General features: G+C 33.1%; 24 protein-coding genes. 10 read left to right on the top strand and 14 right to left on the bottom strand.

Annotated features, from left to right (window positions below; genetic code table 11):
- Nucleotides 1–96 precede the first annotated feature (96 nt).
- Together D9R05_RS11865 and D9R05_RS11860 are read right to left on the bottom strand one after the other, a co-directional pair.
- The gene (locus D9R05_RS11865) at nucleotides 97–1,464 is read right to left on the bottom strand and encodes a hypothetical protein (protein ID WP_121667442.1); all 1,368 of its coding nucleotides are present in this window, start codon (nucleotides 1,462–1,464) and stop codon (nucleotides 97–99) included.
- Between the two features lie 20 nt (nucleotides 1,465–1,484).
- The gene (locus D9R05_RS11860) at nucleotides 1,485–3,914 is read right to left on the bottom strand and encodes a TonB-dependent receptor (RefSeq protein WP_162984975.1); all 2,430 of its coding nucleotides are present in this window, start codon (nucleotides 3,912–3,914) and stop codon (nucleotides 1,485–1,487) included.
- Between the two features lie 100 nt (nucleotides 3,915–4,014).
- Between D9R05_RS11860 and D9R05_RS11855 the strand changes: the two genes are divergently transcribed.
- A complete protein-coding gene (locus tag D9R05_RS11855) occupies nucleotides 4,015–5,007 on the top strand; it encodes a helix-turn-helix domain-containing protein (RefSeq protein ID WP_121667441.1) in 993 nt (330 codons plus the stop codon).
- Between the two features lie 96 nt (nucleotides 5,008–5,103).
- On the opposite strand, the gene D9R05_RS11850 is transcribed toward D9R05_RS11855, so the two are convergent.
- The 5 genes from D9R05_RS11850 to rffA form a co-directional block, all read right to left on the bottom strand.
- Complete coding sequence (locus tag D9R05_RS11850) at nucleotides 5,104–5,292, bottom strand: hypothetical protein (RefSeq protein ID WP_121667440.1); 189 nt, start codon at nucleotides 5,290–5,292, stop codon at nucleotides 5,104–5,106.
- Nucleotides 5,293–5,298: 6 nt separating this feature from the next.
- Nucleotides 5,299–5,985 (bottom strand): ABC transporter ATP-binding protein, encoded by a 687-nt coding sequence (locus D9R05_RS11845; protein WP_121667439.1) that lies wholly within the window; start codon nucleotides 5,983–5,985, stop codon nucleotides 5,299–5,301.
- 299 nt (nucleotides 5,986–6,284) lie between these two features.
- A complete protein-coding gene (locus D9R05_RS11840) occupies nucleotides 6,285–7,013 on the bottom strand; it encodes an O-methyltransferase (protein WP_162984974.1) in 729 nt (242 codons plus the stop codon).
- A 38-nt stretch (nucleotides 7,014–7,051) separates the two neighbouring features.
- Nucleotides 7,052–8,917, bottom strand: coding sequence for an ABC-F family ATP-binding cassette domain-containing protein (locus D9R05_RS11835; protein ID WP_121667437.1), 1,866 nt, complete (start codon nucleotides 8,915–8,917; stop codon nucleotides 7,052–7,054).
- Between the two features lie 41 nt (nucleotides 8,918–8,958).
- Complete coding sequence (gene rffA / locus D9R05_RS11830; RefSeq protein ID WP_162984973.1) at nucleotides 8,959–10,104, bottom strand: dTDP-4-amino-4,6-dideoxygalactose transaminase; 1,146 nt, start codon at nucleotides 10,102–10,104, stop codon at nucleotides 8,959–8,961.
- Nucleotides 10,105–10,414: 310 nt separating this feature from the next.
- On the opposite strand from rffA, the gene D9R05_RS11825 reads away from it, so the two are divergent.
- From D9R05_RS11825 to D9R05_RS11790, 8 genes are all read left to right on the top strand, one after another.
- On the top strand, nucleotides 10,415–11,308 hold the full coding sequence (locus D9R05_RS11825) for a helix-turn-helix domain-containing protein (protein WP_121667436.1): 894 nt from the start codon (nucleotides 10,415–10,417) through the stop codon (nucleotides 11,306–11,308).
- A 210-nt stretch (nucleotides 11,309–11,518) separates the two neighbouring features.
- Nucleotides 11,519–12,043: a hypothetical protein gene (locus tag D9R05_RS11820; RefSeq protein ID WP_162984972.1), complete on the top strand. Its 525-nt coding sequence runs from the start codon at nucleotides 11,519–11,521 to the stop codon at nucleotides 12,041–12,043.
- A gap of 120 nt (nucleotides 12,044–12,163) precedes the next feature.
- Nucleotides 12,164–12,709 carry a hypothetical protein gene (locus D9R05_RS11815; protein ID WP_121667434.1) on the top strand — a complete coding sequence of 182 codons (546 nt, stop codon included), beginning with the start codon at nucleotides 12,164–12,166 and terminating at the stop codon, nucleotides 12,707–12,709.
- A 110-nt stretch (nucleotides 12,710–12,819) separates the two neighbouring features.
- Nucleotides 12,820–13,359, top strand: coding sequence for a hypothetical protein (locus D9R05_RS11810; RefSeq protein ID WP_162984971.1), 540 nt, complete (start codon nucleotides 12,820–12,822; stop codon nucleotides 13,357–13,359).
- A 50-nt stretch (nucleotides 13,360–13,409) separates the two neighbouring features.
- Entirely contained in the window at nucleotides 13,410–13,958 is a 549-nt protein-coding gene (locus D9R05_RS11805; RefSeq protein WP_121667432.1) for a hypothetical protein, read from the top strand.
- Between the two features lie 61 nt (nucleotides 13,959–14,019).
- Nucleotides 14,020–14,820 carry a fimbrial biogenesis chaperone gene (locus tag D9R05_RS11800; RefSeq protein ID WP_121667431.1) on the top strand — a complete coding sequence of 267 codons (801 nt, stop codon included), beginning with the start codon at nucleotides 14,020–14,022 and terminating at the stop codon, nucleotides 14,818–14,820.
- 7 nt (nucleotides 14,821–14,827) lie between these two features.
- Nucleotides 14,828–15,874 carry a hypothetical protein gene (locus D9R05_RS11795; protein WP_121667430.1) on the top strand — a complete coding sequence of 349 codons (1,047 nt, stop codon included), beginning with the start codon at nucleotides 14,828–14,830 and terminating at the stop codon, nucleotides 15,872–15,874.
- Nucleotides 15,875–15,892: 18 nt separating this feature from the next.
- Nucleotides 15,893–18,652: a hypothetical protein gene (locus D9R05_RS11790; RefSeq protein WP_121667429.1), complete on the top strand. Its 2,760-nt coding sequence runs from the start codon at nucleotides 15,893–15,895 to the stop codon at nucleotides 18,650–18,652.
- Between the two features lies 1 nt (nucleotide 18,653).
- On the opposite strand, the gene lnt is transcribed toward D9R05_RS11790, so the two are convergent.
- Both lnt and D9R05_RS11780 read right to left on the bottom strand, forming a co-directional pair.
- The gene (gene lnt / locus D9R05_RS11785) at nucleotides 18,654–20,240 is read right to left on the bottom strand and encodes an apolipoprotein N-acyltransferase (RefSeq protein WP_121667428.1); all 1,587 of its coding nucleotides are present in this window, start codon (nucleotides 20,238–20,240) and stop codon (nucleotides 18,654–18,656) included.
- Nucleotides 20,241–20,332: 92 nt separating this feature from the next.
- Nucleotides 20,333–21,403: a putative type IX sorting system protein PorV2 gene (locus tag D9R05_RS11780; protein WP_162984970.1), complete on the bottom strand. Its 1,071-nt coding sequence runs from the start codon at nucleotides 21,401–21,403 to the stop codon at nucleotides 20,333–20,335.
- A gap of 133 nt (nucleotides 21,404–21,536) precedes the next feature.
- Here D9R05_RS11780 and D9R05_RS11775 point away from each other — a divergent pair, with 133 nt between their 5' ends.
- Nucleotides 21,537–22,289: a CDP-alcohol phosphatidyltransferase family protein gene (locus D9R05_RS11775; protein ID WP_121667503.1), complete on the top strand. Its 753-nt coding sequence runs from the start codon at nucleotides 21,537–21,539 to the stop codon at nucleotides 22,287–22,289.
- Between the two features lie 228 nt (nucleotides 22,290–22,517).
- Here the strand turns inward: D9R05_RS11775 and D9R05_RS11770 are convergent, their stop codons facing one another.
- The 5 genes from D9R05_RS11770 to D9R05_RS11750 all read right to left on the bottom strand — a co-directional run bounded on the left by D9R05_RS11770 (nucleotide 22,518) and on the right by D9R05_RS11750 (nucleotide 25,976).
- On the bottom strand, nucleotides 22,518–22,967 hold the full coding sequence (locus D9R05_RS11770; RefSeq protein ID WP_121667427.1) for a hypothetical protein: 450 nt from the start codon (nucleotides 22,965–22,967) through the stop codon (nucleotides 22,518–22,520).
- A gap of 64 nt (nucleotides 22,968–23,031) precedes the next feature.
- Nucleotides 23,032–23,772: an LPS export ABC transporter ATP-binding protein gene (gene lptB / locus D9R05_RS11765; RefSeq protein ID WP_121667426.1), complete on the bottom strand. Its 741-nt coding sequence runs from the start codon at nucleotides 23,770–23,772 to the stop codon at nucleotides 23,032–23,034.
- Between the two features lie 12 nt (nucleotides 23,773–23,784).
- Nucleotides 23,785–24,162 carry a carboxymuconolactone decarboxylase family protein gene (locus D9R05_RS11760; RefSeq protein WP_121667425.1) on the bottom strand — a complete coding sequence of 126 codons (378 nt, stop codon included), beginning with the start codon at nucleotides 24,160–24,162 and terminating at the stop codon, nucleotides 23,785–23,787.
- Between the two features lies 1 nt (nucleotide 24,163).
- Nucleotides 24,164–25,012, bottom strand: a complete 849-nt coding sequence (gene tatC, locus D9R05_RS11755; protein ID WP_121667424.1) for a twin-arginine translocase subunit TatC — start codon at nucleotides 25,010–25,012, stop codon at nucleotides 24,164–24,166.
- Nucleotide 25,013: 1 nt separating this feature from the next.
- Nucleotides 25,014–25,976, bottom strand: coding sequence for a KpsF/GutQ family sugar-phosphate isomerase (locus D9R05_RS11750; protein WP_121667423.1), 963 nt, complete (start codon nucleotides 25,974–25,976; stop codon nucleotides 25,014–25,016).
- Nucleotides 25,977–26,045: the final 69 nt, after the last annotated feature.

Here is a 26,045-nt window from a genome sequence, read left to right as displayed (position 1 = left end):
GATGAAGCAATTGGGTGAGATTCTGAAATAAATTCAGAATGACAAATTTGAACACTTTTTAGATAGCCTCTTAAAATTATTTTTATTCTTGCTATATTAAAAAGTACCAATAAAGTGGCTTCCTTGTACATTTATTAATTCAGCTCCTTTCGTTACTTCACCTGTTTCTGTTTCGATAACATAAATGTTTCCGTTTTGTCCTACAGGAGCTTGGGTTACATATATTTCTGTTCCATCCACTACAAAACCTTGATATTGGAATAAGTAGAAGTTTGGATCATACGGAATAGCAGTAATTTTTTGAGCGGTTTTAGCATTCAAGTCTACTAATGCGAAAAATCCTTGAGCGCCAGCTAGCCCTTCTGCAGATCCATCATGACGGTAAGCCAACACAGCTTTTCCGTTTGCTGCCGGTCTCCAAGCAAGAATGTAGGCTCCTTCTACCCCTAAAGCTTCATCTAAATTGAAATCATAGGCATCATCATATTCATTATCGGCATCAATTTTTAAGATGTGAGAACCTTCGGGATCATTTTGATTTGCTTGATATACACTTCCATTGTATTCAAAAGCATTAATGCTACGGTATCCGTTAGTCTTACCGTATCCTACAGTAGAAGTAATTACTTCAGGGTTTGTTAAAGAAGGATAATCTAATACAATAGTTTTAGAGCCAAGCATTTCGTAATCTCTTTCTCTTTCTAAAGTTTCCGTATCTACCTTTCTTACATCAGCTCCAATATATAGTTTGTTTCCAGCAGCATTTAAAACAGGCATGTCAATTCTCCCTATATAGTAACCTTGAGCCTCTTCTTCCGGGCTTAACATAATATTATGCTCTTGAAATTCTTTTATTAACGAGTTTTCTAAATCTAATGTTACGATACCCATTTTAGCATCTGTACGCAGATAGGTATCGTCTGATGTGTCATTTGGCGTATCATTATCATCTATTTCGTGCTCTGTAGATACATATACAGCAGCTCCTGTTTTGTCTCCATCAAATAATTTAATCCATCTTGGAGCAGTCCCTACGTAAGGAGCAATACTTACTTGGGATCCTGTAGGAGTGAAATTTTGTCCGCCTTCTACCGTATATTTAGTATAGTTACCACCGGTATCTCCTGCGTAGCTAATGTTAAATATGGTATTACCATCTTCAGAAGATTGTAATCGTGCAGTTCTGTTTGAAGGCGCAATAAACCCATTGTCAAATGCTTCAATAGATACGTTAGGGTCTTTAGCATCTTCACTGCTTACCGAGTAAAGTAATGTTCCGCCGTTTCCATCACCTGGATCTTCTCCCATTTTAGCTGCAGCAACTGTTATCCATCTAGAAGTAGTTGGTTCTGGATCTGGATTAGTATTTCCTCCGTTGTCATCATCATTACTACAGGCTGTCATTAGTCCCAAGGATAATGCAAGTAGTGTTATTGCTTTGATGTTTAGTAATTTGCTGTTCATGTTAGTTTGTATTTAAAAGATTAAAATTTATTTATTGAATAATTAAGTTTTACGTAAAAAGCTCTTCCTGGTTTTTGTACAGATAAGTTATCGTAAATAGGTTCATCGAATATGTTTTTGATATCAATACTTGCCACAAGCTTTTTATTAGGAAATGCGTAGCTAATTCCAATGTCTTGCGATAATTGTTGAGGTACTTTAAAAAACTCATCTCCTACCGTGTTTTTTCCCTGAGGAGGGAGGTATGAAAACTCATCGGTAAAATACATGGTGTAAAATAGGTTTAATCGAGAATTTTTCTGAATCAAGTCCTTAAACGAATAGCGTAAATTACCATTCATTGTGAAAAATGGGGTGTTTGGTGCTTCTATTTCTATTCCATTGTTTTTAATTTTCAGCTCAAAACGAGAGACATTAAAATTGAGTCCGAAATTCTTGTTGTATGTATAATTGAATTGAGCATCGATACCTTTAGATGTTCCTCCTCCCTGATTTACATATACTATTAATTCATCATCAATATTTAGCGATGTTTCAATGGGTAAACCAATTTTATCTTTAATATTTCTCGTGAAAATATTGGTTGAAACAGTAAAGCCGTGTTTTTGTATGGTATACCTTCCAAACCGAAAACCTAGATTGTAGTTATCGCTTTGTTCAGGCTTGATACTTGGATTGGCTACTACATTATCTCCATCATTACCAAATACTTCTGTTTCGTTTGGTAAACGAATGGCTTTTTCTGCAGAAGCTAATAAAGTGATTTCGGGAGTAATAGCATACGAACTTGCAAATCCATATCCGTCATAATTGTTGTTACTACTCAACACTTCATCAACGATAACCTTATTTCCATTTGAGTCTTCTCCTATAACAGGATCAATATTGATTGTTTTTTGTTGATAATGTTTACCAAATAAACTGACTCTTAATTTATTTTTAAAAGCAGTTAATTCATAACTTAAGGCGTATATATTTTTATGTAAATCTCGTGTTCCTACAAATGTATTTTCTAATACAGATCTTAATTCATCACTATCTTCTCTATCAATGCCAGTATACACATGATTAACTAAAAATTTATGATTATTATTGATAGCATACGAAACACCTGTTCTAATAGAGGCTACATTTCTTTTAATTTTAGCTAAGGTTGGCCCTCCTTCTTGTTGGGAGCCCCAGGTGTATTGGTATTCATTACCTCTAAAGTCAATTGCTCTCTCTCCATTCCAACTGTATGCCCAAGCAACGGTATCGTTAACCATGCGGTTTCTTTTACCGTAGGTGCCATTTACCGATATATCTAGTCCTTCGGTAAAAAGATCTTTCTTTTGATAAATGAGGTTTGCCAATAAAGCATCTGATTCTAAAAACCGACCTTTATAAGGCATAATTGTCATAAAAGCTCCGTGTTGAACTTCTTTATAATCATCAGATCCTGTGAACCCCACTAAAAATTGATCTGCCCATTTTACATTTGTAAAGCCAATTTGAGCCATTCCCCCTGTAGATCTATACGCATCATTAAATCTTCTAGCTGTAATAGGTGTTTGCACACCCCCTAAACCTGTAACTACAATACTTCTTCCAGAAACTTTATAATCATTATCAGAGTAATTATGAAATGCAGAAGCTTTTACGGTAAAACCTGATTTTTTAAAACGATATAAACCGTTAAGACTCGCTTGAAACGTATTGAAAGATCCATAAGAGACGGAAGCATTTAAATTGTTTTTTGCGCCTTTATGAAGCACTATATTAATAGCCCCGCCTAAAGCATCATCTGTTAAATACCCGGGAACCACTCCTTTGTATACTTCAATATTTTTAATCATTGAAGGCGGAATACTGTTTAGGCTAAATGAAGAACCATAGGTAGCGATAGGGATTCCGTCTATAAAAATTCGAACAGCACTTCCGGATAAGCCATTTAGAGAATATTCCACATTAGAACCTAAACCACCATTTTGTCGAATCTTTACGCCAACCGTAGTGTTTAATAATTCGTTAGTTTGAATATTTCTGAGGCTAGCTTCTTTTGTTTTTACAACATTTACAGCAAAACCGCTCGTTTCTATTTTTGCTTTTTCTGTTTTTCCTTGAACAACAACTTGACTTAAGGATTTTATGTCTTCTTCTAAAGTAATGTCTAGGGTAAGTTTTTTAGTTCTTGTTTTTGTAAACTTTATTTCTTTAAAGATGGTGGCATATCCCATATAGGAAATTTTAACTATATGTTTTCCTTTAGGTATGTTCTTGAGGATATATATTCCATTTTTGTCTGTAAGTGTCGCTTGTAAATTATTATCAATGGAAACAGTGGCCCCAAGGATGGGTTGGTCCAAATGATCTAATACTTTTCCTGAGATAGTATTTTGGTAACCCTGTGAATATGCAAATGATCCATTTGCAAGACTTAAAAATAATAATATAAATAATTTTAACTGCACTTATTTAGATTTATTAAAAATAATTATTTTTGCAAATGTATTTTGTTTAGATTGGTTCTTAATAACGCGAAAGGAACTAATTATAACGTAAAAGGAAAAAATGAAAATTCGATTTGAAAGTTCAGCATGTAAAGAGGAAGTGTTGGTAAAGGAATTTAATAAAGACTTTGAGACGTCTGTATTATTAGAGAAAGAGTACTCAGGTTTTAAGGAAAGTGTGATGGGGACCGTAAAAGAAATTCACTTAAACAATTTATTTGTACTTCTGCAAAACAATAAAAACTCAGAAAACCATACATTATATGTCAGTCAAAATCAACCTGTTTTTTTACTTCAATTTGTAATTGACGGACAGGTGACAATAGCATCGAAAGGAAATATTTATACAGAATTTGTTTTAAATAAAAACATGTATAATTTATTTTATATACCTGCTTCAGGATCTGCACAAACGTATTTCAGTGATGAGAAACATATTTTAAACATTTATTTTACTGAATTTTTTATAGAAGATAAAATTGGGGAGTTTTTTATAAAAAAAATGAAAAACTATCAACAGGCAAAAAAGGGAAATCAGTTTTTTTCGTTTTTTAATAAAGGTCTAGTCTTAAATAGAAAACTAAGAGATATTATAAATGACTTACTAAATTGTTCTTTTGATGGAATTGTAAAACAATCTTATTTAGAGGTGAAATTAACAGAATTGTTAATAATCACCTTAGCATCTAATTATTCAGCATCTGCCGCTAATAAATTAAAGGAAGCAGACAGAGAAAATTTGTTACAAATAGAAAGTTATATAAAAACCCATTTAAAAGAAGAATTAAGTATAGAAAAACTATCGATGTTAGCTGGATTTAATACCTCTAAATTTAAAAGTTATTTTAAACAGGTTTATGGAATGCCTGTATTTAAATATATTACCTCTTTACGAATTGAAAAAGCTATCCAGTTAATTTTAAAACACGACTATACCATTTCTCAGGCTTCGTTTGAAGTAGGTTATAAGAACCCTCAGCATTTTACGGTTGCATTTAAAAAGAAACTAGGCTATTTGCCTAGTCAGTTAACTAAAAGAAGTGACTTAATATAATAGTCAGTATTTGAGGAAAGAATATACCCTATTCTTAAGCGTTAATAAACAATGAGTTTCCCTCTAAATGCAGTAGTCGTAGCTTGAAAAGCTTAATTAGATGTCTTTTTCCTCTCGTTCTTTCTTGCGTTCTTCGAGACGTTCCTTAAAACTTTGAGTATTGCTTCCGGGACGTTTTTGTTTGTTCCGTTTATTGTTGGCTATAACAAGTAAAAAAAGTAAAGCTAACCCGCCAAATACCAATAAGATTTGGGTGAGAGGGGAGAGGTTATCAAAATAATTCATAAACTATTATTTATTCCGTTCGTCACTTTCTATAATCCCGTCGCGTAGGCGAATTATTCTATGGGCGTGTTCGGCAATTTCTTCTTCGTGGGTAACTAGAATTACAGTATTTCCCGCCGCGTGAATTTCATTAAAAAGCTTCATGATTTCGACCGAAGTTTTTGAATCTAAATTTCCGGTAGGTTCATCGGCTAAAATAATCGAAGGTTTATTAACCAGGGCGCGACCTACGGCAACACGCTGGCGCTGCCCCCCGGAAAGCTGATTAGGTTTATGATCCATCCGATCGCCTAAACCAACATTTTTTAATACTTCTTTGGCGCGTTCTTCCCGATCTTGTTTAGATTTTCCGGCATAGATCATCGGTAAAGCAACGTTATCTAAAGCAGTAGTGCGGGGTAATAAATTAAAGGTTTGAAAAACAAAACCGATTTCTTTATTTCTGATTTCTGCTAATTCATCATCGGTTAATTTGCTTACATCATTGTCATTTAAAATATAGGTCCCCGAAGTTGGTGTATCTAAGCAACCTAAAAGATTCATTAAGGTAGATTTTCCGGAGCCGGAGGGACCCATAAAGGCTACATATTCTCCTTTTTCTATAATTAAATCTATTCCTTTTAATACATGAACGGTTTCTTGTCCTAATTGAAAATCTCTGGTGATGTTTTGAATATCGATTACATTGCTCATAAGCCTAGCTAGTTTTCTATTGGTAAGACGTTTTTAATAAGCCGTTGTTACACGATGTGTTATAAAAAATGATAAAGTAACAATCCTGTATTAAATATTTAACTTGTTCATTTTTTAATCACTCGCTTTATTACTTTAAAAGTGTTCGAGAATCAGTGATTTCCATTGATAAAAAAACGAACCAAAAAAATCTAGGTATAAACGATTTTTTTTTAATAAAATTAAGAATTTTTATGATAGTCAATGTTAAGTCTTGACTCTTGTTTTTTATAGCGAAGCGGTCTTGTGTCTTTTTTAGCTTAAAATCTAATTTTAAAATGCTCTTTAGCTTGTTCTTTTCTAAAGAAAATCAAGCCCAAGTAAAACGTATCAACCGTAACTTTAACTTGTTTATTTTTTTTGATTTTTTCCCAAGCAGCATTTATTTCTTTAGACCAGTGTATGTCTTCGATGATAATAACTGAATTGTTATGCACTTTTTTTAAGACTTCTTCAAAAAGTTGTAATGTAAGATCTTGTCGGCGAGTATTACTCAAATAAATACAGTCAACTTTTTCTAGATCACATTTTTTAAATCCGTTTATAAAATCGTCGTTAATAAAGTTGATATTTTTGAAATTGTGCTTCTGTAAGTTTTTTTCGGCAACTTTTTGGGTTTCGCTGCAATTGTCAATTGTAATAATACTGCATTTTTCTTGCGCTGCAAAACAAGAAGTTCTAATGCCGACTAAAGTGCCGATTTCAATAATGTCTTTAAAGTTTAAGTAATCTGTTAAGCGGTTTAAGAACTTACTTCTTTTCCAAGAAGTACCATGAATTTTTGCCAGTTTTGAGAGGCTATAGGTTTTTGCTTTAAAAAAAGTGCTGCAATTTGGGCGAATAGAGATTTGTTCTTTTTGCTGAAAAAGATCTTTTCTATAAGCACTTATTTTTTTGTAATTGGGGCGGTTTTTTCGATTGTAAAAACATTCAGTAACTAATTGATACACAAAAGGAGAATGAACGCCATGTTGATTGGTGGCGTTCATTAAAAAGTTTAAGTAAGACTTTAGTTGATACCACCGCATTAGCTTTCCATTTTTGCCGATAAATCAAACCAGCGCTCAGTTTTTGTATCAATTTCATCAATAACTAATTGCAATTCTTGCGATTTTTTATTGATTTCATCCTCGGCTAAATCGTTTAAAAATTCCTGCTGAAGAGTTTCCTTTTCGCGTTCGAGTTTAGCGATTTCCCGTTCTAATTTTTTGTATTCTTTTTGTTCGTTATAACTTAGTTTTTTTTCATTATCTGAAGTTTTCCAATCTTTTTTAGCCGGTGTTTCTTCCTTTTTTTCTGAAGAAACAGCCGGAGCACTGGCTTCATAAGCGCGGTAATCTGAATAATTTCCGGGAAAATCTTCAATAACCCCTTTTCCTTTAAAGACGAATAAGTGATCTACTATTTTATCCATAAAATAACGATCGTGCGAAACCACAATTAAGCAACCCGGAAAATCTAACAAGAAATTTTCAAGTACATTTAAGGTAACTATATCTAAATCGTTTGTAGGTTCATCGAGAATTAAAAAATTTGGATTCTGAATGAGAACAGTACATAAGTATAAGCGCTTTCGCTCCCCACCGCTTAATTTTTCAACAAAATCGTATTGTTTTTTTCTGCTGAATAAAAACTTTTCTAAGAGTTGTTGTGCAGAAATTTGTCTTCCTTTTTTTAGCGGAATATAATCACCAAATTCGCGAATGACATCGATTACTTTTTGGCCGGGTTTTACTTCGATTCCTTTTTGCGTATAATAGCCGAATTTTATGGTTTCACCAATTACAATTTTTCCGTTGTCGGGTTTTTGACTTCCGATTAAGGTATTTAGAAAAGTAGACTTTCCCGTACCATTTTTTCCGATAATTCCCAAACGTTCGCCTTGCTGGAAGTTATAACTGAAACTTTTGAACAGCAATTTATCATCATAAGCTTTCGAAATATTATGGAGTTCGACTATTTTATTTCCGAGTCGCTCCATATTAATTTCCAACTGAACTTTTTGCTCGTTTCTGCGTTTAGAGGCGCGCGCTTTTATTTCAGAAAAATCTTCAATTCTAGATTTAGATTTTGTGGTACGTGCTTTGGGTTGGCGGCGCATCCAATCCAATTCTTTTTTATAGAGTTGTTTGGCTTTTTCGGTATTGGTTTTTTCGTTTTCTATACGGGCATCTCGTTTCTCTAAGTAATAACTGTAGTTGCCTTTGTAACTATAGAGGTTTCCTTCATCTAACTCAATAATTTCGTTACAAACGCGCTCTAAAAAATAGCGGTCGTGTGTGACCATAAAAAGCGTGATGTTTTCTTTTTTAAAGAATTCTTCCAACCACTCAATCATTTCTAAATCTAAGTGGTTGGTGGGTTCATCTAAAATTAGCAGATCCGGTTTGTCGAGCAAGGTATTGGCTAACGCCAACCTACGTTTTTGTCCGCCGGAAAGTAAGTTCACTTTTTGGTCAAGCTGTTCTAATTTTAATTTTGAAAGAATTTGCTTGTATTGCGTTTCAAAATCCCAAGCTTGTTTTGCATCCATCAAATCGAATGCTTTTTGGTAGTTTTCGGTATCATGCGGATTTTTTAGTGCTTTTTCATATTGAGCGATAATCCGTAAGGTTTCATTTTCAGAAGCAAAAATAGTTTCCTCTACCGTTAAATTGGGATCTAGTTTGGGATCTTGGGCTAAAAAAGCTGTTTTTAGATTATTGCGGTAATTTACCTGGCCGCTATCGGGAACATCATCTAAAGCTAAAATATTGAGAAGCGAAGTTTTTCCGGTTCCGTTTTTAGCGATCAAGCCGATTTTTTGTCCTTCATTAATTCCGAAGGAAAGATCTGAGAAAAGCACGCGTTCTCCGTATGCTTTGGCAATATGTTCTACTGAAACGTAATTCAAGATGTTTTTCTTGCAAAGTAAAAAATAAATTGCTCAGGAAATTAGTTGGTGCAGGGAAATTTAAAAAAATTGTAAATTTCTGTTATTATATAATTTTGTTGATTTATTGAAAGTGAATAAAATATAGGTAAACGCAGAAGACGATCTGAGTATTTTTCAGCATTAGGTAATGGTTTGTAGGAATTGTTTTGTAGGTGAAACTTACTTTGGTGAAGTGCTTGATAATGAAAAACAGCTTGAATACCTTTATTTTTCAAATAGCTAATTAAGTTGTCCCGCTCTTTTTTTGAATTACATAAAATAAAAAATATATGAGCATTATGTTCATTTATTTTTTTATCATTTAGAAAATCAATGAGATTTTTATTTTTGAGTACCAATAAACTATTATAGTAATGTTGCCATATTACCAATCTTTTATGCGTTACATCTTCAATATCTAAAAGTTGACTGTATAAAAATGCAGCTGTGATTTCCGAAGGTAAAAAAGATGAGCCTTTATCTATCCATTCATATTTAGGGATTTCACCTCTAAAAAAGGCCATTCGGTTGGTTCCTTTCTCCCATAATATTTCAGCTCTTTTTATATATTTTTTATCATTTACAACTAGTAAACCGCCTTCTCCGGCATGAATATTTTTGGTTTCGTGAAAGGAAAAAGTGGCTAAGTGCCCGAAACTTCCTAAGGGTTTTTTTTGGTAAAAAGAATGGATTGCCTGTGCAGCATCTTCAATTAAAACGAGATTAAATTTTTTAGTGATTTTAAGTAAGTCATTCATGTTTACACTTATTCCTGCATAATGAACAATTACAATTGCTTTAGTCTTAGGAGTAATCAGAGATGATAACTTTTCAATATCTAAATTAGGGTTGTTCAAACAAGAATCAGCAAAAATAACTTTAGCTCCTTCTCTAACAAAAGCTAATGCAGTAGATACAAAGGTATAAGAGGGGATTATAATTTCATCTCCGTCTTTACAATCTAAGAGTAAAGCTGTCATTTCTAAAGCAGCAGTGCAAGAAGTAGTTAAAAAGCTTTTTTTAAAATTATATTTTTCTTCAAAAAAAGTTTGGCATTTTTGGGTATACTTTCCATTTCCTGAAAACTTTTTAGAATGAATTAGATCTGCTAAATAAAATAAATCATTAGAAGAAGTATGAGGAATATTAAAAGGAACAATATTCATAGACGCAGGTAGCACTAAAATTATTTTTGACTAAAAATAGTATATTTAAGTACTTTAAAAAAACTATTTTTTATTGGTTTAATTTAAACTCTAATTTCTGGTATAATTCATAATTTATTAATTAATAATGATTTGGCTTTACATTATCTAATATTATATTAGCATATCTTTTATGAGTTGTAAAACCTTAAAAGCTGTTTTATCGTATATTTAAGTGTTTAAACGAAAAAAGATAATAATAATATATAACATATTAAAAATCTGTTTTTTGGATGTATCTTAATCGATATTTTTAACAAAATTTAAATTGATGAGTTGCTTGACTGAGAACCAAAACAACCCCATACACGACATTAGATTTGATAATAATACGTACCCCTATGGAATTCGTGTAAGTAAAGTGGAATACGAAAAAGATATAGAGAGAATCACAAAAGTTTACCGTACTACATTTTATAGAATGATTTGGGTATGTAGCGGTAGTGTTTCTGTAGAATTGGATATGAATTCTATTTCCTTAACAAAAGACCATTGTCTTTTTATAGGAAAGAATCAAGTCTTTAAATTAAAAAATTATGATCATTTTGATGCTTACATCATCGACTTTACGGAAGGATTTTATGCGAGAACGCAATTAGATATCGAACTTTTACAACAAAGTAGGTTGTTTAATAGCGAAGAAGGTATTGTTAAGCTTTACCTAGAAGATCCGTATAAAGAAATTTTGGTTCGGTTTTTAAGTTTTTTTAAAGGAATAAACTACAAAGATTTTAGTCAACTACTTTATCAATTAGCACATAATACAGTAGAGCGAATGTTATTGTTTGCTGAATGGAACGTGCAGCGTGATCAAAATTCTGATCAAATACGGTCTAATAGTAAGGAATATTCTTTGGTTAAGAAATTTCAGAATTTAATAGCTATAAATTATACCACAGAAAAGGGGGTGTCTTTTTATGCCGAGCAATTAAATACTTCTTCACGAAGTTTAGCTTCAGCTTGTACAATTACCAATAAGCCTTCACCCAAGCGCATGATTATAGATCGTGTTTTAATAGAAGCCAAACGCTTATTGAAATTTACGGACTTAAGCATTAAAGAAATCACTTATCGTTTAGGTTATGACGAATACAACAGTTTTATTAAATTGTTTACCTCAAACATCGGTATGAGTCCAATGAATTTTCGAGAGAAATATCAATAAGAAGTATATGTTGTTGTTAATAAAAAGTTAACGCTTTAGCAGGTTTCCGCTAAAGCGTTTTTGTTTTAGAAATAAAATATTTTAACTCATTGAAGAACAGTATTTTGTGAATTTTACGTTTTGATAATGTGTATTTAATCTAATATTATTGCATTTAATCGATAAATTTAACTATATTTGAATCGGTTAAGAGTTATAATTATCGATTAAGTGCAATTTAAAAACGTATTTCATATTATTTTGTTTAGTTTGTTTGCAGTAGCAACAAGCTTTTGTCAGCAAAAAGCCGATGTACAGTTTAGTGTTCACTTGGCAGATTTTCAAAGTATTGTAGTGAATTCTTCTCAACGTCAGCTTGGAGTAGAACTAAACTCTAAAAAAGATGTATTAGAAGGAAAAGCAATTCAACAACAAGATCATATTCAAGTAACAAGTACATCGCAATATGAAATTAATGTTTCCTCATCTACACAATTAATTGGATCTCAAGGGGAATTGCCTGTAGGTATTATTCAGATAGCACCTTCATCAAACTCAATTAATTCATTTTCAAAACAAATTAATTATTCTAAGGTTGCGCTTTCTACACAGCAACAAACCATAATAGATTCTTCAGGAGGCGATATAGATCGTTCTTTTAATATGGATTACTTTATTAAAGGAGGAGAAGAGTTATTAAAAAAAGCTAAAGGAAATTATAAAACTACTATTTCTTATAGTATAGTTCCTAATTAATATTTTAACTGATTGGTTTACAGAGTTTTGTAAAAAAGTAGTATAGAAATGAAAATTTTTACTGCTCATTTGCTTTACATGGCCTTTATATTTGCACTGTAATTAAAACTCATACAACCGATGAAAAAATTAGTAAATACTTTATTTGTAACTCTTGGATTATTAACTTTTGGAACAACTTTAGCTCAAGATACAGATTTGACTGTGAATGTTGATAGTAGTTATGATATCGAAATCAGCCAATCTACAGTAGCCATAGATATGAATTTACCGACGCATTTTACAAACGGTAATGAATCTGGAGCACAACAGGATCACGTTAAAGTTGTAGCAAGTAGCGCTTATAAAGTAACTGCTAAAGCTTCAGCTACTACATTTAACGGACCAAACGGTTCAAGTACACTAGATGTAAGTAATGTAGAATTAACGTTGACAGATAATGGAGATTTATCTGGAAATCAGACAACTCCTTCAACACTTTCTGGTCAGGCTTCAGGTTTACCACTTTCTAACTCAGATCAAGATGTGGTTACAGCTAACGGTGGAGATTTGAATAGAGGATTTAATGTAAATTACGCTATTCCTGCAGCTAATGCAGCAAACTTCTTAAACTTAGATGATGGGGCTTACACAACTACAGTAACTTATACTATTGTTCCTCAATAAGAAGAAATAATGTTTTTATAATATAAGTCTAAGCCTAATCGACTTAGTACCTAAAAGTGTACTGGGAAATGATTAGGCTTTTTTTGTCTAAATTTATACATCTACTTCTTTTGAAAAGAGTTAGTCACATAATTAATATGGTGTTGTTTCTTTGTATGGTTTACCAGTCTTTTGGCCAAAACCGAATAAAGAATCAAGTAGAAATTACTACTTATATAGGCGATGTAAGGAGCATTCAGATTAATCAATCGCAATTTAATGTAAATTTATCTATTGATAATTTATCTGAATTGATGAATGGACAATCGCTAAAGAAAGTGAACCATATAAAAGTGACTAGCACTTCAGAATATCAAATAGAAGTAGTCGCATCATCAGAATTACAAGGGAGGCAAACCGTCATTCCTGTAAATACGGTAAGTATTGTTCCCAGTTTAGGAAATGGTATCGGAAATTACGAAGGAAATACGATATACCTTTCTCCGGTTTCTTTATCTACCAACGGGCAAAGTATTATTAGATCTACGCGAGGAGCAATTACTAAATCTTTTGACGTGTCTTATAGAATATCAAGTTGGTTAAAATATATAGAAGATCATCCTTCAGATACGTATAGTACAACAATTACTTACAGTATCGTAGCAAACTAATCAGGTTTTATTTTTTATATAATGAAATCAACCTAAAAAAAGTGATTTATTTGAAAATACTCAGAACCATAATAAGCTTTTTTTTATTGCTGTTTTTTCCTATGCTGGTAAAAGCACAAATTGGTTCTGCGCAATCTCAAGTAAATTTAATTGTAAATGAATTAATGTCGGTAGAAGTAGCGCAATCTTCGGTTATGATTAATATGAATTTACCTTCTCATTTTCGCTTTGGAAATAATTCTGGAACACAAAGTAATCACGTCAGGGTTACCACTACATCTAATTATACACTTTCAGTTTCTACAACGAATCAATATTTTACCTTAAATGGCTTAAGTACGTCACTTCCCGTAAGTACAATTCAGGTAGAAGCTTCTGTAGGAAATTTAAATCCAAATGTAAATGGTGGAGATATTAACGTAAATTCGAGTGTAGCGTTGAATGCATCTAAGGTGAATTTATTAAGCTCTGTATCCCCGGAGACTAGTCAGGCGTTCGATGTAAAATATGTCATCCCGACTAATACCGTAGCTAATTTTTTAGATCTTCCTTCCGGAAATTATAAAACAACGGTTATTTATACAATAATCCCCCAATAAAAAACTGCTTCAACTAAAAAATGTAACTTTGTTTTTTTAGATTAGACAAAAACTTATATCGATGAAAAATATTTTATTCTTAGCATTATTACTTTTAGGTATATCTCTTGAAGCAACCGCACAAGCCGGGATAGCAGTAACTCCTGGTAGAGTTTATTATAATCTTGCAGAAGGAACTGATGGGACGCAAACTATAAAGGTGACCAATCCTACAGATGTTGAATTAGAAATTGGCGTTTCTTTTAGTGATTGGAATTATTTAGAAAACGGGAATAATAACATTCAAGATCCCGGTACTTTACCCAACAGTTGTGCCGATTGGATACAAGTTTTACCAGATACTTATTTTGTGTTAGATCCGGGAGAAACAAAAGAAGTGGAGGTACTTATGGAAGTTCCTCAGAACGCCAAAAAAGAAACCCCTGTAAGAACTTCCATGATATTTTTTACCCAATTAAATCCTGGAAATGCGAGAGATCAAAAAGGGGCTTCTATTCAAGTTACTGTTAGAATGGGAGTGAAAGTTTACCATTCGTTTACTAAACAAAATGCAGGCGAATTAGAGATCGTGGATTTTAAAAATTACAAAGATGAAGAAGATCATAAAATGATTGAGATTAATGTAAAAAACACGAGTGATATTTGGGTAAATGGAAACGTAAGTTGGGAAGTATTCAATAAAAATACCGGAAAAACCAAAACCTTAGATCAGCAAGAGTTTTATACCCTGCCAGATGACCTTAGAATTGTAAAACAACAATTGCCGGATGATTTAGAAAAAGGTGATTATACGGTTTCTGCAATCTTAACCTATGGCGATAGCGATACAATTAATATCGCCGAACTAGACTTTTCACTTTAAAAAAAACATGATTCAACAGCGGTTTCATATAACATTATTTTTTCTATTACTGAGTACTTCCCTAGTTTTTGCTCAGGGAAATACTCAGCTAAGTTTGCAAGCAGAAGATGGTGGGCAAGTTCAATTTAATACCAATAATGAATTGACCAACGGTAAAAGCCACCCGAACCAAATTAGAACTCGAATTCAAAAATATAATGGAGCTAATACAGTTAAGTTTTGGAAGCTTACCGTGCGTTTAACAAACGATTTTTACAATCAGAATAGTACGCATAGTGTTGATGCTTCTTTCGCTAAATTAATTTTTAATCATGAGACCAATAACAGTACTAATAGTCAGCTGATAAATCCTACTAATGTTCCTGTGGCTCTCAGCAAGTTTAATGAGGTTACGTTATTAGAAAGCGATATTCCATTAAATAACCAAACCCAGCGAACGTTTAGTTTTGATTTATTTATTGAAGGAGGTACGCACTTATTAACGATACCTAATGATATATATCGTGCGAGCTATGAGTTTAAAATTTATGGTAAAAAGAAAGCCAATGCTAATTATAATTTACTAGATAGTTTTACCACCTCACAAACCGCAAGATTTCAGATTAATTATGGAGGTAATTTTGGTTCGCAAAGTATCCAGTTACAAAACTCTGCGAATCTCGTGAATCTTGAATTTTCAAGTTCATCAGATTATACCAATGGAAAATCGGTTGCTATTCCTCAAGGGCTAAAAGTAACCAGTTACAATAATCATCAAGTTTTGGTAAAAACTTCCAATAGTGTTTTTACCTCTTCATCTAGTTCGGCCACCATCCCGGTTTCAAAATTACATGTAAATGTAAATTTAAGTTCACCGGAAAATAATGTACAGTTACATGGCCCGTTAAGCATGTCGACTACAGACCAAGTTTTGATTGATCGAACGGCAACTTGGCCACAAACACTTGTATATGATTTAGAGTTTTTTATTCCGCCAAATACGCTACAAGCAACCGATGTTCAGGAAGCTGGGACATTTTCGGCCTATGTCTTTTTTACCATTTCACCTAATTAGTTAAATGCATAAGTTGGTATGAAAAAGCAACTCCGCTTTTGCTTACTTTTTTTAATTTTCGCATTTGTTCCTTTTCATTTTATGGCACAAAATGTAACGGTGCAGTTTTCTGAAGACCAGTTGGAAGCTTCTAATGGAGAAGTGATCAGTTTTTATATAAAAATGATAAACAATGAGGCCAAACCAGTTGTAGTTGATGTAGATTTTGAATATGATAAAAATGCTGTTCGACTGGCTTCCGGTAAATCTGAGTATGCTTTAGCAGCTAATGATACCACATTTATCCCCTTAAAAGGGATTATTAATAGAAAAGCAATAGCCGGAAAAAACAGTGCTATCATTGCAAAATTTTCTTCTAACAATAAAACCTTAGGCTCTCAAGTATTAAGCCTGTCAATTACCGAGAAAAAAATGGTTCGCTTTTATATGAGTGAAGAAAACCTCACCTTTGAGCATATTGGCGATACCTTGGCTTATGAAGTTACGATAGATAATTTAGGGAATACAAAGCAACGCATTCGCCTTCTATCTAGGTTTCCTAAATCCCCCACAAAAGATGAACTTTCTAGTGAACTTGTGGAGATTGAAGCTTTTCAAGATACTACATTTACTTTGCAGTATATTGTTGATGAGCAAATGATGAAGTTAGACGATTTTAGTATAGCTTTAAAAACACTGTACAGTAATGGGGATATTTTTGGAACTAGTAGACTTAAAGTAAATTCGGTAAAGCAGGCTAGACGTTTTCAAAAAGATTTAAAAAATTATGATCCCAGTAGTATCACTCAAGATAATATTGTAAGCTTAAGTGCAAGAAAAAGTAGAGATAATTATCAATATTATTTTTATGCAAACAACCAGATAGACTTAAAACAAGGGAGTATACAATCTAATATAGATGTTAATTGGTGGGAAACCAGCAATGCGCTTTATATTAGAAATACGTGGTTTCAATACACTACGAATCGCTTTGGGGTAAAAGCCGGAAATCTTTTTAGGTCAGATATTGTGAATTTAATAGGTAGAGGTGTAGAGTCTTATTACCATATAGATGAGCAAAATAGAATAGAGGTTGGCGGAATGAATAAATCTTATTCTTTAATTAATACCACCGACAACAAATACGGAAATGCCGGCTGGGCTAATTTTTCTCATAATGGGGGGTGGTTAGGAGATGGATACGAAGCGAGCGTAATCTATCACGACGACCCAGCCTTGGATTATAAATCTTATATAGGTACCGGAAGAACAAATGTTATTGATCGTGAAAACTTAAAGGTAAAAGCCGGAGCATCCTTAAGTAAAACCAGTTTATATACAGATGAAAGTACTTCTGAAAATGGCGGAGCCGGTGAGTTAATGGTATTCGCAAAAAAGGGACGTTTTCGATTAAATAGTAATAATTACTATAGTTCGGCTTATTACAGTGGTCTCAGGCAAGGAGCGTTAAATTTAACGGAACGATTATCGTATAATTTAGAAAAATATAATTTTTGGGTTTTATATAATTATTTAAGTTTTGCACCCAAACAATTGAGTTCCCAAAATATTAATCAGCAAAATTTTTCTACCGCTCAGTATAATTTCGGGATTTCCAGACGATTTGAAAACTTATCGGTTTCCTTGGTTCCAAATTATTATAAAGAAAAAAGAACAAGCTTATTATTTTCTGGGCAAGAGGCGCAAGAATTTACTATGCGAGCTAAACGATTAACTGCTAATTTGGGTTATAATCACATCATTAGTCAGCAAAGTGTTTCGTTAAATTTAGAAGGGGGGGTTTACAACACCGATCTTCAAGCAGGAGAAACGCCACATTTTAAAGTGAACTTAAATTACAATTGGCGTTTTTTCAATCTCAATGCTTATTACCAATATAATAGCTTTTTTTTAGGGGAAGAATTCTCTAAAATTCGTTTTGCTTCTTCAGGAGCGTATGAAGTGTATAATATTTTACCCAGCATAGAAAAAGATTTTTTTAATGAAAAACTACGAATTAGAACCGGAGTTTCTTTTTCTAAGAGCAGTTTTACCGATGAATATTTGCAATTAAATGGACGAATAGATTATCAACTTCCTGCAAATTTTAATGTTTATTTTTCTACTTTTTTAAGTGATTTTTCTACCAGTTATTACAATACCTCTACGATGCAAGTGGGTATAATCAAACGCTTTTCTAAAATTGATGTAACAGAAAAGCGTCATAATTTAAAGGTATATGTTTATCGTAATACCAACGATAGTCTGAAAAAAGTTCCGGCAGTCGGACAGTTATTATTGATTAATAATAAAGCTTTTAGAACAAATGAAAAAGGGGTGGTAAGTTACCGTCGTTTACCGGCAGATCATTACGATATTAAAGTTTTTAATACAAAAGATTGGTATGCTTCTGATCAAGAAATTGATTTAATAGATGATGCTGAAGTGGTGATTAATATGGATAAAACGGTAACTATAAAAGGGAAGGTAAGTTACAAATCCACTGAATTGAGTTACAATGTTCCAAGAGAATTAGGTAGTTTAACCGTTACATTAATTAATGCCAAAGGAGAACATTTTAAAGCAAAAACCGATGCTAACGGCTATTTTAGGGTGTATGTTCCGGAAGGGGATTATACTGCTAACATAGAGATGTATAATCGTGCCAGCAGAGTTGAAGTTATCGGACAAGGACAAAAAGTGAAGGCTACTTCTGGAACTTTAGAAAATATTAATTTTATTTTTCGCGTAAAAGATCGAAAAGTAGAGCGTAAAAAGTTTAAATCCAGCGGATTCTAGCCTAAAGTGATTTTCTATTTTTTACAACGGCAAACAAGAAAATAAACAAACACAAAAATTGAGCAACTCGTGCAATATAATCTCCAAAACGCACATAAAATGTTTGCTTTTTATTTAAATTGATGGTTCCTTTTAGGCTTCCTCTTTTTTCATATCCAAGCGATTGCTCAATATCTCCTTTTTGATTAATTATTGCTGAAATTCCTGTATTTGCACTGCGTACAATATCTCTTCTTGTTTCAATAGCCCGAAGTCGAGCATAACTTAAATGTTGTTTATGCCCCTGTGTATCTCCCCACCAAGCATCATTCGTGATTATAGCTAAAAAATGGGCATCATTTTTTACATAACCGGTTACATATTCTCCATAAACGGATTCATAACAAATAATAGGAGCAACTTTTTTTGAGTTATTTAACTGAAATACTTCTCGATTCGGTTGCGTTGTTTTCATAGCAACCGTTCCGCCGAGATCAATCATAATATCTCCTAGAAGTGGTTTTAAGGTAGATTGATATGGGAAATTTTCTACCCCGACCACAAGTTTAGATTTATGGTATAATTGCGGGTTCTGTTTTTGATTGATTAAAAAAGCAGAATTATAGTCATTAAACCATAAGCCTTCCCTATAAAAATTTGTCTGAGGTTGAATATTACTTTTGTTCTTGATCCATTGAATGAAAGAAATACCGCCTAAAAAATTTAAATTTGGATATTCTGTAGTTAACTTGTTTGAGAAGAATGAAGCATCAGAAGAATTAAATTTCTGAATCCTTGTTCCATCAGCGAATACCGTTTCAGGAGCGACAACAATTCCGGTATTTTTGCTTACTTTTTTTTCGACTAAATCGACTAACAGCTCTCCAATTTTTCGATCATTTGTATTATATTTTTCATTATACGGGTCTATATTGGGTTGAAGAATTACGGCTTCTAACGAATCGCTTGTATCAATTTTATACCCATTCTTAATCATCAATGAAATTCCTATTGGAATAAAAATCAGTAAAAATGTTTTTAAAATTCCGCGGTAAATAATTCCCTTTTCTTTATGTTGAATATAGTGTAAGGTGAATTTAAAGATGCTTAAGTTGACTAACAGTACCCAAAGTGTACCTCCAAAAGTTCCGGTATATTCGTACCATTGAATCCACGAAGTAAAACTAGAAAAACCGTTTCCTAAGTTAAGCCATGGCCAAGAAAACTCCCAGTTAAGATGAAGTTTTTCAAAGCAAATCCATAAGGTGATTAAAAATGTACTGCTTGCTATAAAGTTAACACGTTTAGCAATAAAATGATAACCTAAAAAAACTAAACTCATTAGTAGCGAATTTGCCAAAACGGCAAACCACATCCCAAACGGCGTTGAAAAATAGAGCCAATTTGTGCTGATGATATTCCAAGTAAAAAATGCAAGGTAACTGAGTAAAAAAACGGTCCCTGTTTTTTTTTCTTTTTTACTCCGCAGATAAAATTCAGCCAAAAGTAAAGGAACAAAAGCGAAAAATAAAAGTCCCGGAAACCCGTAAGTCGGCCAGCCTAAGGCAAGTAAAATTCCGGTGAATAAGGCAAGAAGCAGTGATTTCATGCGATGAATTGAATTGAACTCAAAAATAAGAAAGCTTATTCGTTTTTCAAGTAGAAAAAATAAATATGTGAAAAATGCAGTATTTCAAGAATTTATCTAAAAATACTCCAATCAATTTTTAAGGAAAACACGTTAGAGTACAATGCAACACTTTGATCGCCAATATCTGTAAAGGCATAGTCTAAATGAATTCCACGGTATTTAAAACCAACTCCAAAACCAGGTTGAAAACCAACTCTAGAGTCGCCGTTAAATTGCTCTACATTTTGAAAATTACCCACGCCACCGCGCAAATAAACCAAATCTATATACCCAACTTCAAATCCGAAAGCCGGTGAAATGCTCACCGCACTCGTTGAAATCAAATCATTAGTTTGGGCAAAACGCATGTTTAAATCCAGTTCAGTTTTAAAATCAAAATCGTAACGTACCGTAAAAGTTTTTGCAATACCGACTTGTAATTTGGGTAAGGTTATTTCGGTAGTTTCCGGTAATTCTTGATTTTCTCCCGGCACGGCATCTTGTATAGTTTCAAATTCATCTTCGTTAATGGTCCAAGTGTTGTACGTAGTGGTGATATCTCTTGCCATCGCCCCAAACTGCCAGTTATTTCCGGCATCAAACTGGATGCCAAGATCAAAACCAAACCCCCAGGAAGTGGCAAAATCGCCAATAATTCTTCTAATTACTTTTGCATTTACTCCATAACTAAACCCATCTAACGGGAGTTTTCTAGCGTACGAAAGTGTAAAAGCATAATCTGCAGCGGAGAAAAGACTGATTCTATTGTAATCTATATTTCCTTGTTCATCAATTAATTGTGTGGTGTTTAAAATATCGTCTACTCCAAACCGAATAACACTAAAACCAACAGCACTTTTATTATCAAGCGGCATAGCTCCTGCTAGATAATCGTAATTTGCAATATTAGCAAAATAACTGGCGTGCATTAAGGCAATTTCGTTGTCTTTAATTTTCGTTAAGCCTGAAGGATTCCAATAACCTGCATTTACATCTGAAGTGGTGGCCGATACCGCATTAGCCATTCCAAAAGAAGCCGCATCTACACCGATGTTTAAAAATTCATTGGAATATTTTCTGACGCTCTGCGAAGAGGCAACAGAAATACTCAAACAAAAAAGTAAAAGGAATACATTTCTCACTAGCCGAAATTTTTGGCAAATATCTTATTATTTTACAATATAACTTTAATTAAACCGAGATATTGCCCAAAAATGTCAATTCTAAGCTTTGTTTTGTATTTTAGCTTCTCTAAAAAAAATCAATATAAGAATGCTGAAAAAACAAATTCCCAATATCATTACGCTTTTAAATCTTCTTTGCGGAAGTATAGGCGTACTCTTAGCGGTTCAAGATAATTTAATTACCGCCGCTTTGTTTGTTGGGCTCGGTATATTTTTTGATTTTTTTGATGGATTAGCTGCACGTAGTTTAGACGTACAAAGTGAGCTTGGCTTACAATTAGATTCGTTAGCCGATATGATAACCAGTGGTCTGGTACCTGCAATTGTAATGGTTCAGTTGTTAAATGATGCTACCGGCAGTACAATTGAAGCTTCTTCTGCAAATTGGTCTACTCAAGCACTTGCATTTGATTTACCGGTTTTCCCTTTATTTGGGTTATTGATAGCGCTAGGGTCGGGCTACCGTTTAGCAAAATTTAATGTAGACGATCGGCAAACAACTTCTTTTATAGGCTTACCCACTCCGGCAAATGCGATTTTAATTTTAAGCTTGCCGCTTATTTTGACATTTCAACCACAAGAATGGGTAGTTAATATTATTTTAAATGAGTGGTTTTTAATTGGTTTAACTGTATTTAGTGCCCTTATTTTAAATGCTGAATTGGCGCTTTTTGCCTTAAAATTTAAAACCTGGAATTTAAAAGATAATTGGTTTCGTTACGCTTTTCTATTTTTTGCTTTTGTATTGCTGCTTTTACTCCAATATATTGCGTTACCTATTATTATCTTGAGCTACATTTTATTGTCGGTAGTGCTTTCCGGAAAACAGCATGATGACTCCTAAATCGATTATGTTACATGTTTTTGGAAGAGTTATACTGCAACTTAATTTTTTGTTTAGAAAGTATACAATGGTTCCAGATAGGTGAAAAGCTAATACTATAAAGCTCCAACATATCTTTATACCGGCTTTTAAATCATCTCTAAAATTTAGATAAAAGCGATACAACTAGGAATATAACAAAAGAAGAAAGCATTGGTTGCTACCTAGATTAAAATGGATTCGTTCAATTTAGATGGTAATATTTAATATTGAAGTTTTTAATCTTACTTTATCAGCTTCAATTAATTCAATTTTCTTAATGCTCTTTGTTAGTATTTGTCGAGATTTATCTTCAAGCAAATAACCATTTACATAAATATCATTTGTTTCTTTTAAGCCAAAGAAAATATTTAATTCTTTTTGTGATTTAGTTTTAAAATCTCCTATAATTTCCGCTTTTATAAGACTGTTTTTATGTTGGTCTTCAATAAAAAGATATTTAGAACTTAAAGGTTTATCTTTTACAACATCGAGTTTGTTAAGATCTTTAGAAGAGTAAGTGTTTAAAAAATTAATATCGGCAAGTACTGTATTGTTGATTATTACAATTGGTTTTTCAGATGTCGTAGCAGGGGTGTAGTTTTGAGCGTTTGAGATTATTCCAATAAAAAATAAAAATATTAGCGGACTTAGTTTCATTTTTATTTATATCTAAAGGTTCATCTTGTGAATATAAATAAAGTTGTCTAAAAATATAACTTATTTACTGAAATAATTTCTTCTTTCGAAGTTCGAAGTTCTGCCCTAAATATACTTTTCTGACCATTTGGTCTTCGGCTAACTCTTCGGGTTGACCGTGTTTTAAAATACTTCCTTCGAACATTAAATAAGTCCTATCGGTAATTGCTAAGGTTTCTTGAACATTATGGTCGGTAATAAGGATGCCGATATTTTTATTTTTAAGCTGAGCGACAATTCGTTGTATATCTTCTACCGCGACCGGATCTACACCGGCAAAAGGCTCATCTAATAAAATAAATTTTGGGTCGGTTGCTAAAGCTCGTGCAATTTCTGTTCTACGGCGTTCTCCTCCTGAAAGTAAATCACCTCGACTTGTACGTATATGGCCTAAGCTAAACTCTTCAATTAGACTTTCCATTTTTTCTTCCCGCTCCTTTTTAGAAAGATTGGTTAGTTCTAATACGCTCATAATGTTATCTTCAATACTCAACTTTCTAAAAACCGACGCTTCTTGGGCTAAATAACCAATGCCGTTTTGTGCTCGTTTGTACATCGGGAATTTAGTAATATCGGTTTTATCGAGATAAATATTTCCGGAATTTGGTTTAATAAGCCCAACAATCATATAAAAAGAGGTAGTTTTTCCGGCACCGTTTGGCCCTAAAAGTCCTACGATTTCTCCTTGGTTTACTTCCACAGAAATCCCTTTTACTACTTTTCTTCCTTTATAAGATTTTACAAGATTATCGGCTCTTAATTTCATGGCGTCTTACTTTTAAGCTTGGTTGTTGACTTCCTTTTTTCCTTCTGCTTTGGCTTCTAAAACTTCCCAATATTCAAATGCTCTTCGCAAATGCGGAATCACTATTGTTCCTCCAATTAATGTGCCAATGCTCAGTGTTTCGACTACTTGCTCTCGGCTTACACCCGACTTATGACTAGATTCTAAGTGATATTGGACGCAATCATCACAACGCAAGACAACTGAAGCAATTAAGCCTAATAACTCTTTTGTTTTTTTGTCTAGCGCACCTTCAGTAAAAGAATTGGTGTCTAAGTTGAAAATACGTTTGAGTACCTTATTGTTTTCGCCTAAAATTTTATCGTTCATTTTTTGGCGATAAGCATTAAACTCATCTACTTTATCTATCATCTTAATCACGTTTTGTTAATTGATTTTCACGTTCTTCTTTTAGTTGTTTTCTTAGGACTAATCTTGAAATGAAAATACTTATTTCATATAAAATAAGTACCGGAATGGCAACTATAACCTGACTGGCAATATCTGGAGGCGTAATAACTGCTGAAACAATTAAAATACCAACCAAAGCAAATTTTCGATATTTCTTTAAGGATTCTGGCGTAGCTAAGCCAAGTTTGGTAAGCAAGAATATGATAATAGGCAGCTCAAAAACCAATCCGCTTGCCAGGGCAGAAGTTCTGACTAACCCCATATAACTACTTAAATCAATATCATTAAAAACCTCTTCGCTAACTTGATAGCTTCCTAGAAAGTTAATGGATAAAGGCGAGACAATGTAATAGCCAAATAAAACGCCAATAAAAAATAAAATTGAAGAAATAATAATAAATCCTCTAGAAGCACTGCGCTCTTTTTCGTGAAGTGCCGGCGAAATAAATCGCCAGAATTCATATAAAATATATGGAAAAGCAATAATAAAACCGGCAGTTATAGCGGTCCACATGTGAGCGCTAAATTGTCCTGCCATGGTTCTACTCTGGATTCTAAAGGGAATTTCATCAAAACAAAAGCTCTCGTTCAATCCAAGGTATTGAGCAGCTTTACATAAAATATCATAAGTGATAAAATCGGCGTTTTTAGGACCAAAAAGAATTACATCAAAAATAAAACCTTTTGCCATAAAGGCTATTCCTGCAGCAATTAAAACCGCAACAGTTGCTCTTATGAGGTGCCACCTTAATTCTTCAAGGTGATCTAAAAAAGACATTTCGTCGGCGCTTTTTGTAACTTTTTTTGCCATATTATAATATTCCTTCTTTTATAAGATTATGGAGATGTACGATACCGGCGTACTTTCCGTTTTCTTCTGCAATTAATTGTGTAATTTCATTTGTCTCAAGCAGCTCAATAGCATCTACTGCCATTGCGTTGTTATTAATTAATTTAGGATTTTCTCCCATAATATTTTTTGCTTTCAAGGAAGAGAAATCTGTATTTTCACTTAACATTCTACGCAAATCACCATCGGTTATAATGCCTACAATTTTTTCTTGATCAATTACAGCTGTAACCCCTAACATTTTTTCAGAAATTTCTACGATAACTTCATTAATAGAGGCTTCCGGAGAAACTTTTGGTTTTTTATTTTCAGCAGTAATATCACTAATTCTTAGATATAATTTTTTTCCTAAAGCACCCCCTGGATGATATTTAGCAAAATCTTTACTGGTAAAACCTTTTAGATGAAGTAAGCAGACCGCAAGTGCATCACCCATAACAAGTTGAGCTGTGGTACTTGTTGTTGGAGCCAAATTATTAGGGCAAGCTTCTTTTTCAATGTAGGCATTTAAGATATAATCTGCTTGTTGCCCAAGAAATGAATTTTTGTTTCCGGTTAAAGCAATTAATTTATTCTTGAAATTTTTTATTAAGGGAACCAATACTTTTATTTCGGGTGTATTTCCACTTTTAGAAATGCAAATTACCACATCATTTTCCTGGATAATACCAAGATCTCCGTGAATGGCATCTGCAGCGTGCATAAAGATAGAAGGCGTTCCGGTAGAATTAAGTGTGGCAACAATTTTTGTAGCAATTACCGCACTTTTTCCAATTCCTGTAATAATTACCCTACCTTTTGAGTTATAAATATGCTCGACAGCATCAGAAAATTCTTGGTCAAGCAAATTTTTTAGGTTTTCAACAGCCTTTGCTTCGTTGGAAATTGTTTCTTTTGCAACCGAAATTATGTTGTTTTGAAGCATTAATTTTGTAATATTTGAATTTGTAAGTACTAAAGAAATATGTATCTTTAGTATGACAAAGGTATGTAA

The sequence above is a fragment of the Mesonia aquimarina genome (assembly GCF_003667275.1).
Taxonomy (GTDB): Bacteria; Bacteroidota; Bacteroidia; order Flavobacteriales; family Flavobacteriaceae; genus Mesonia; species Mesonia aquimarina.
This window is presented reverse-complemented; position numbering and strand designations above follow the sequence as displayed.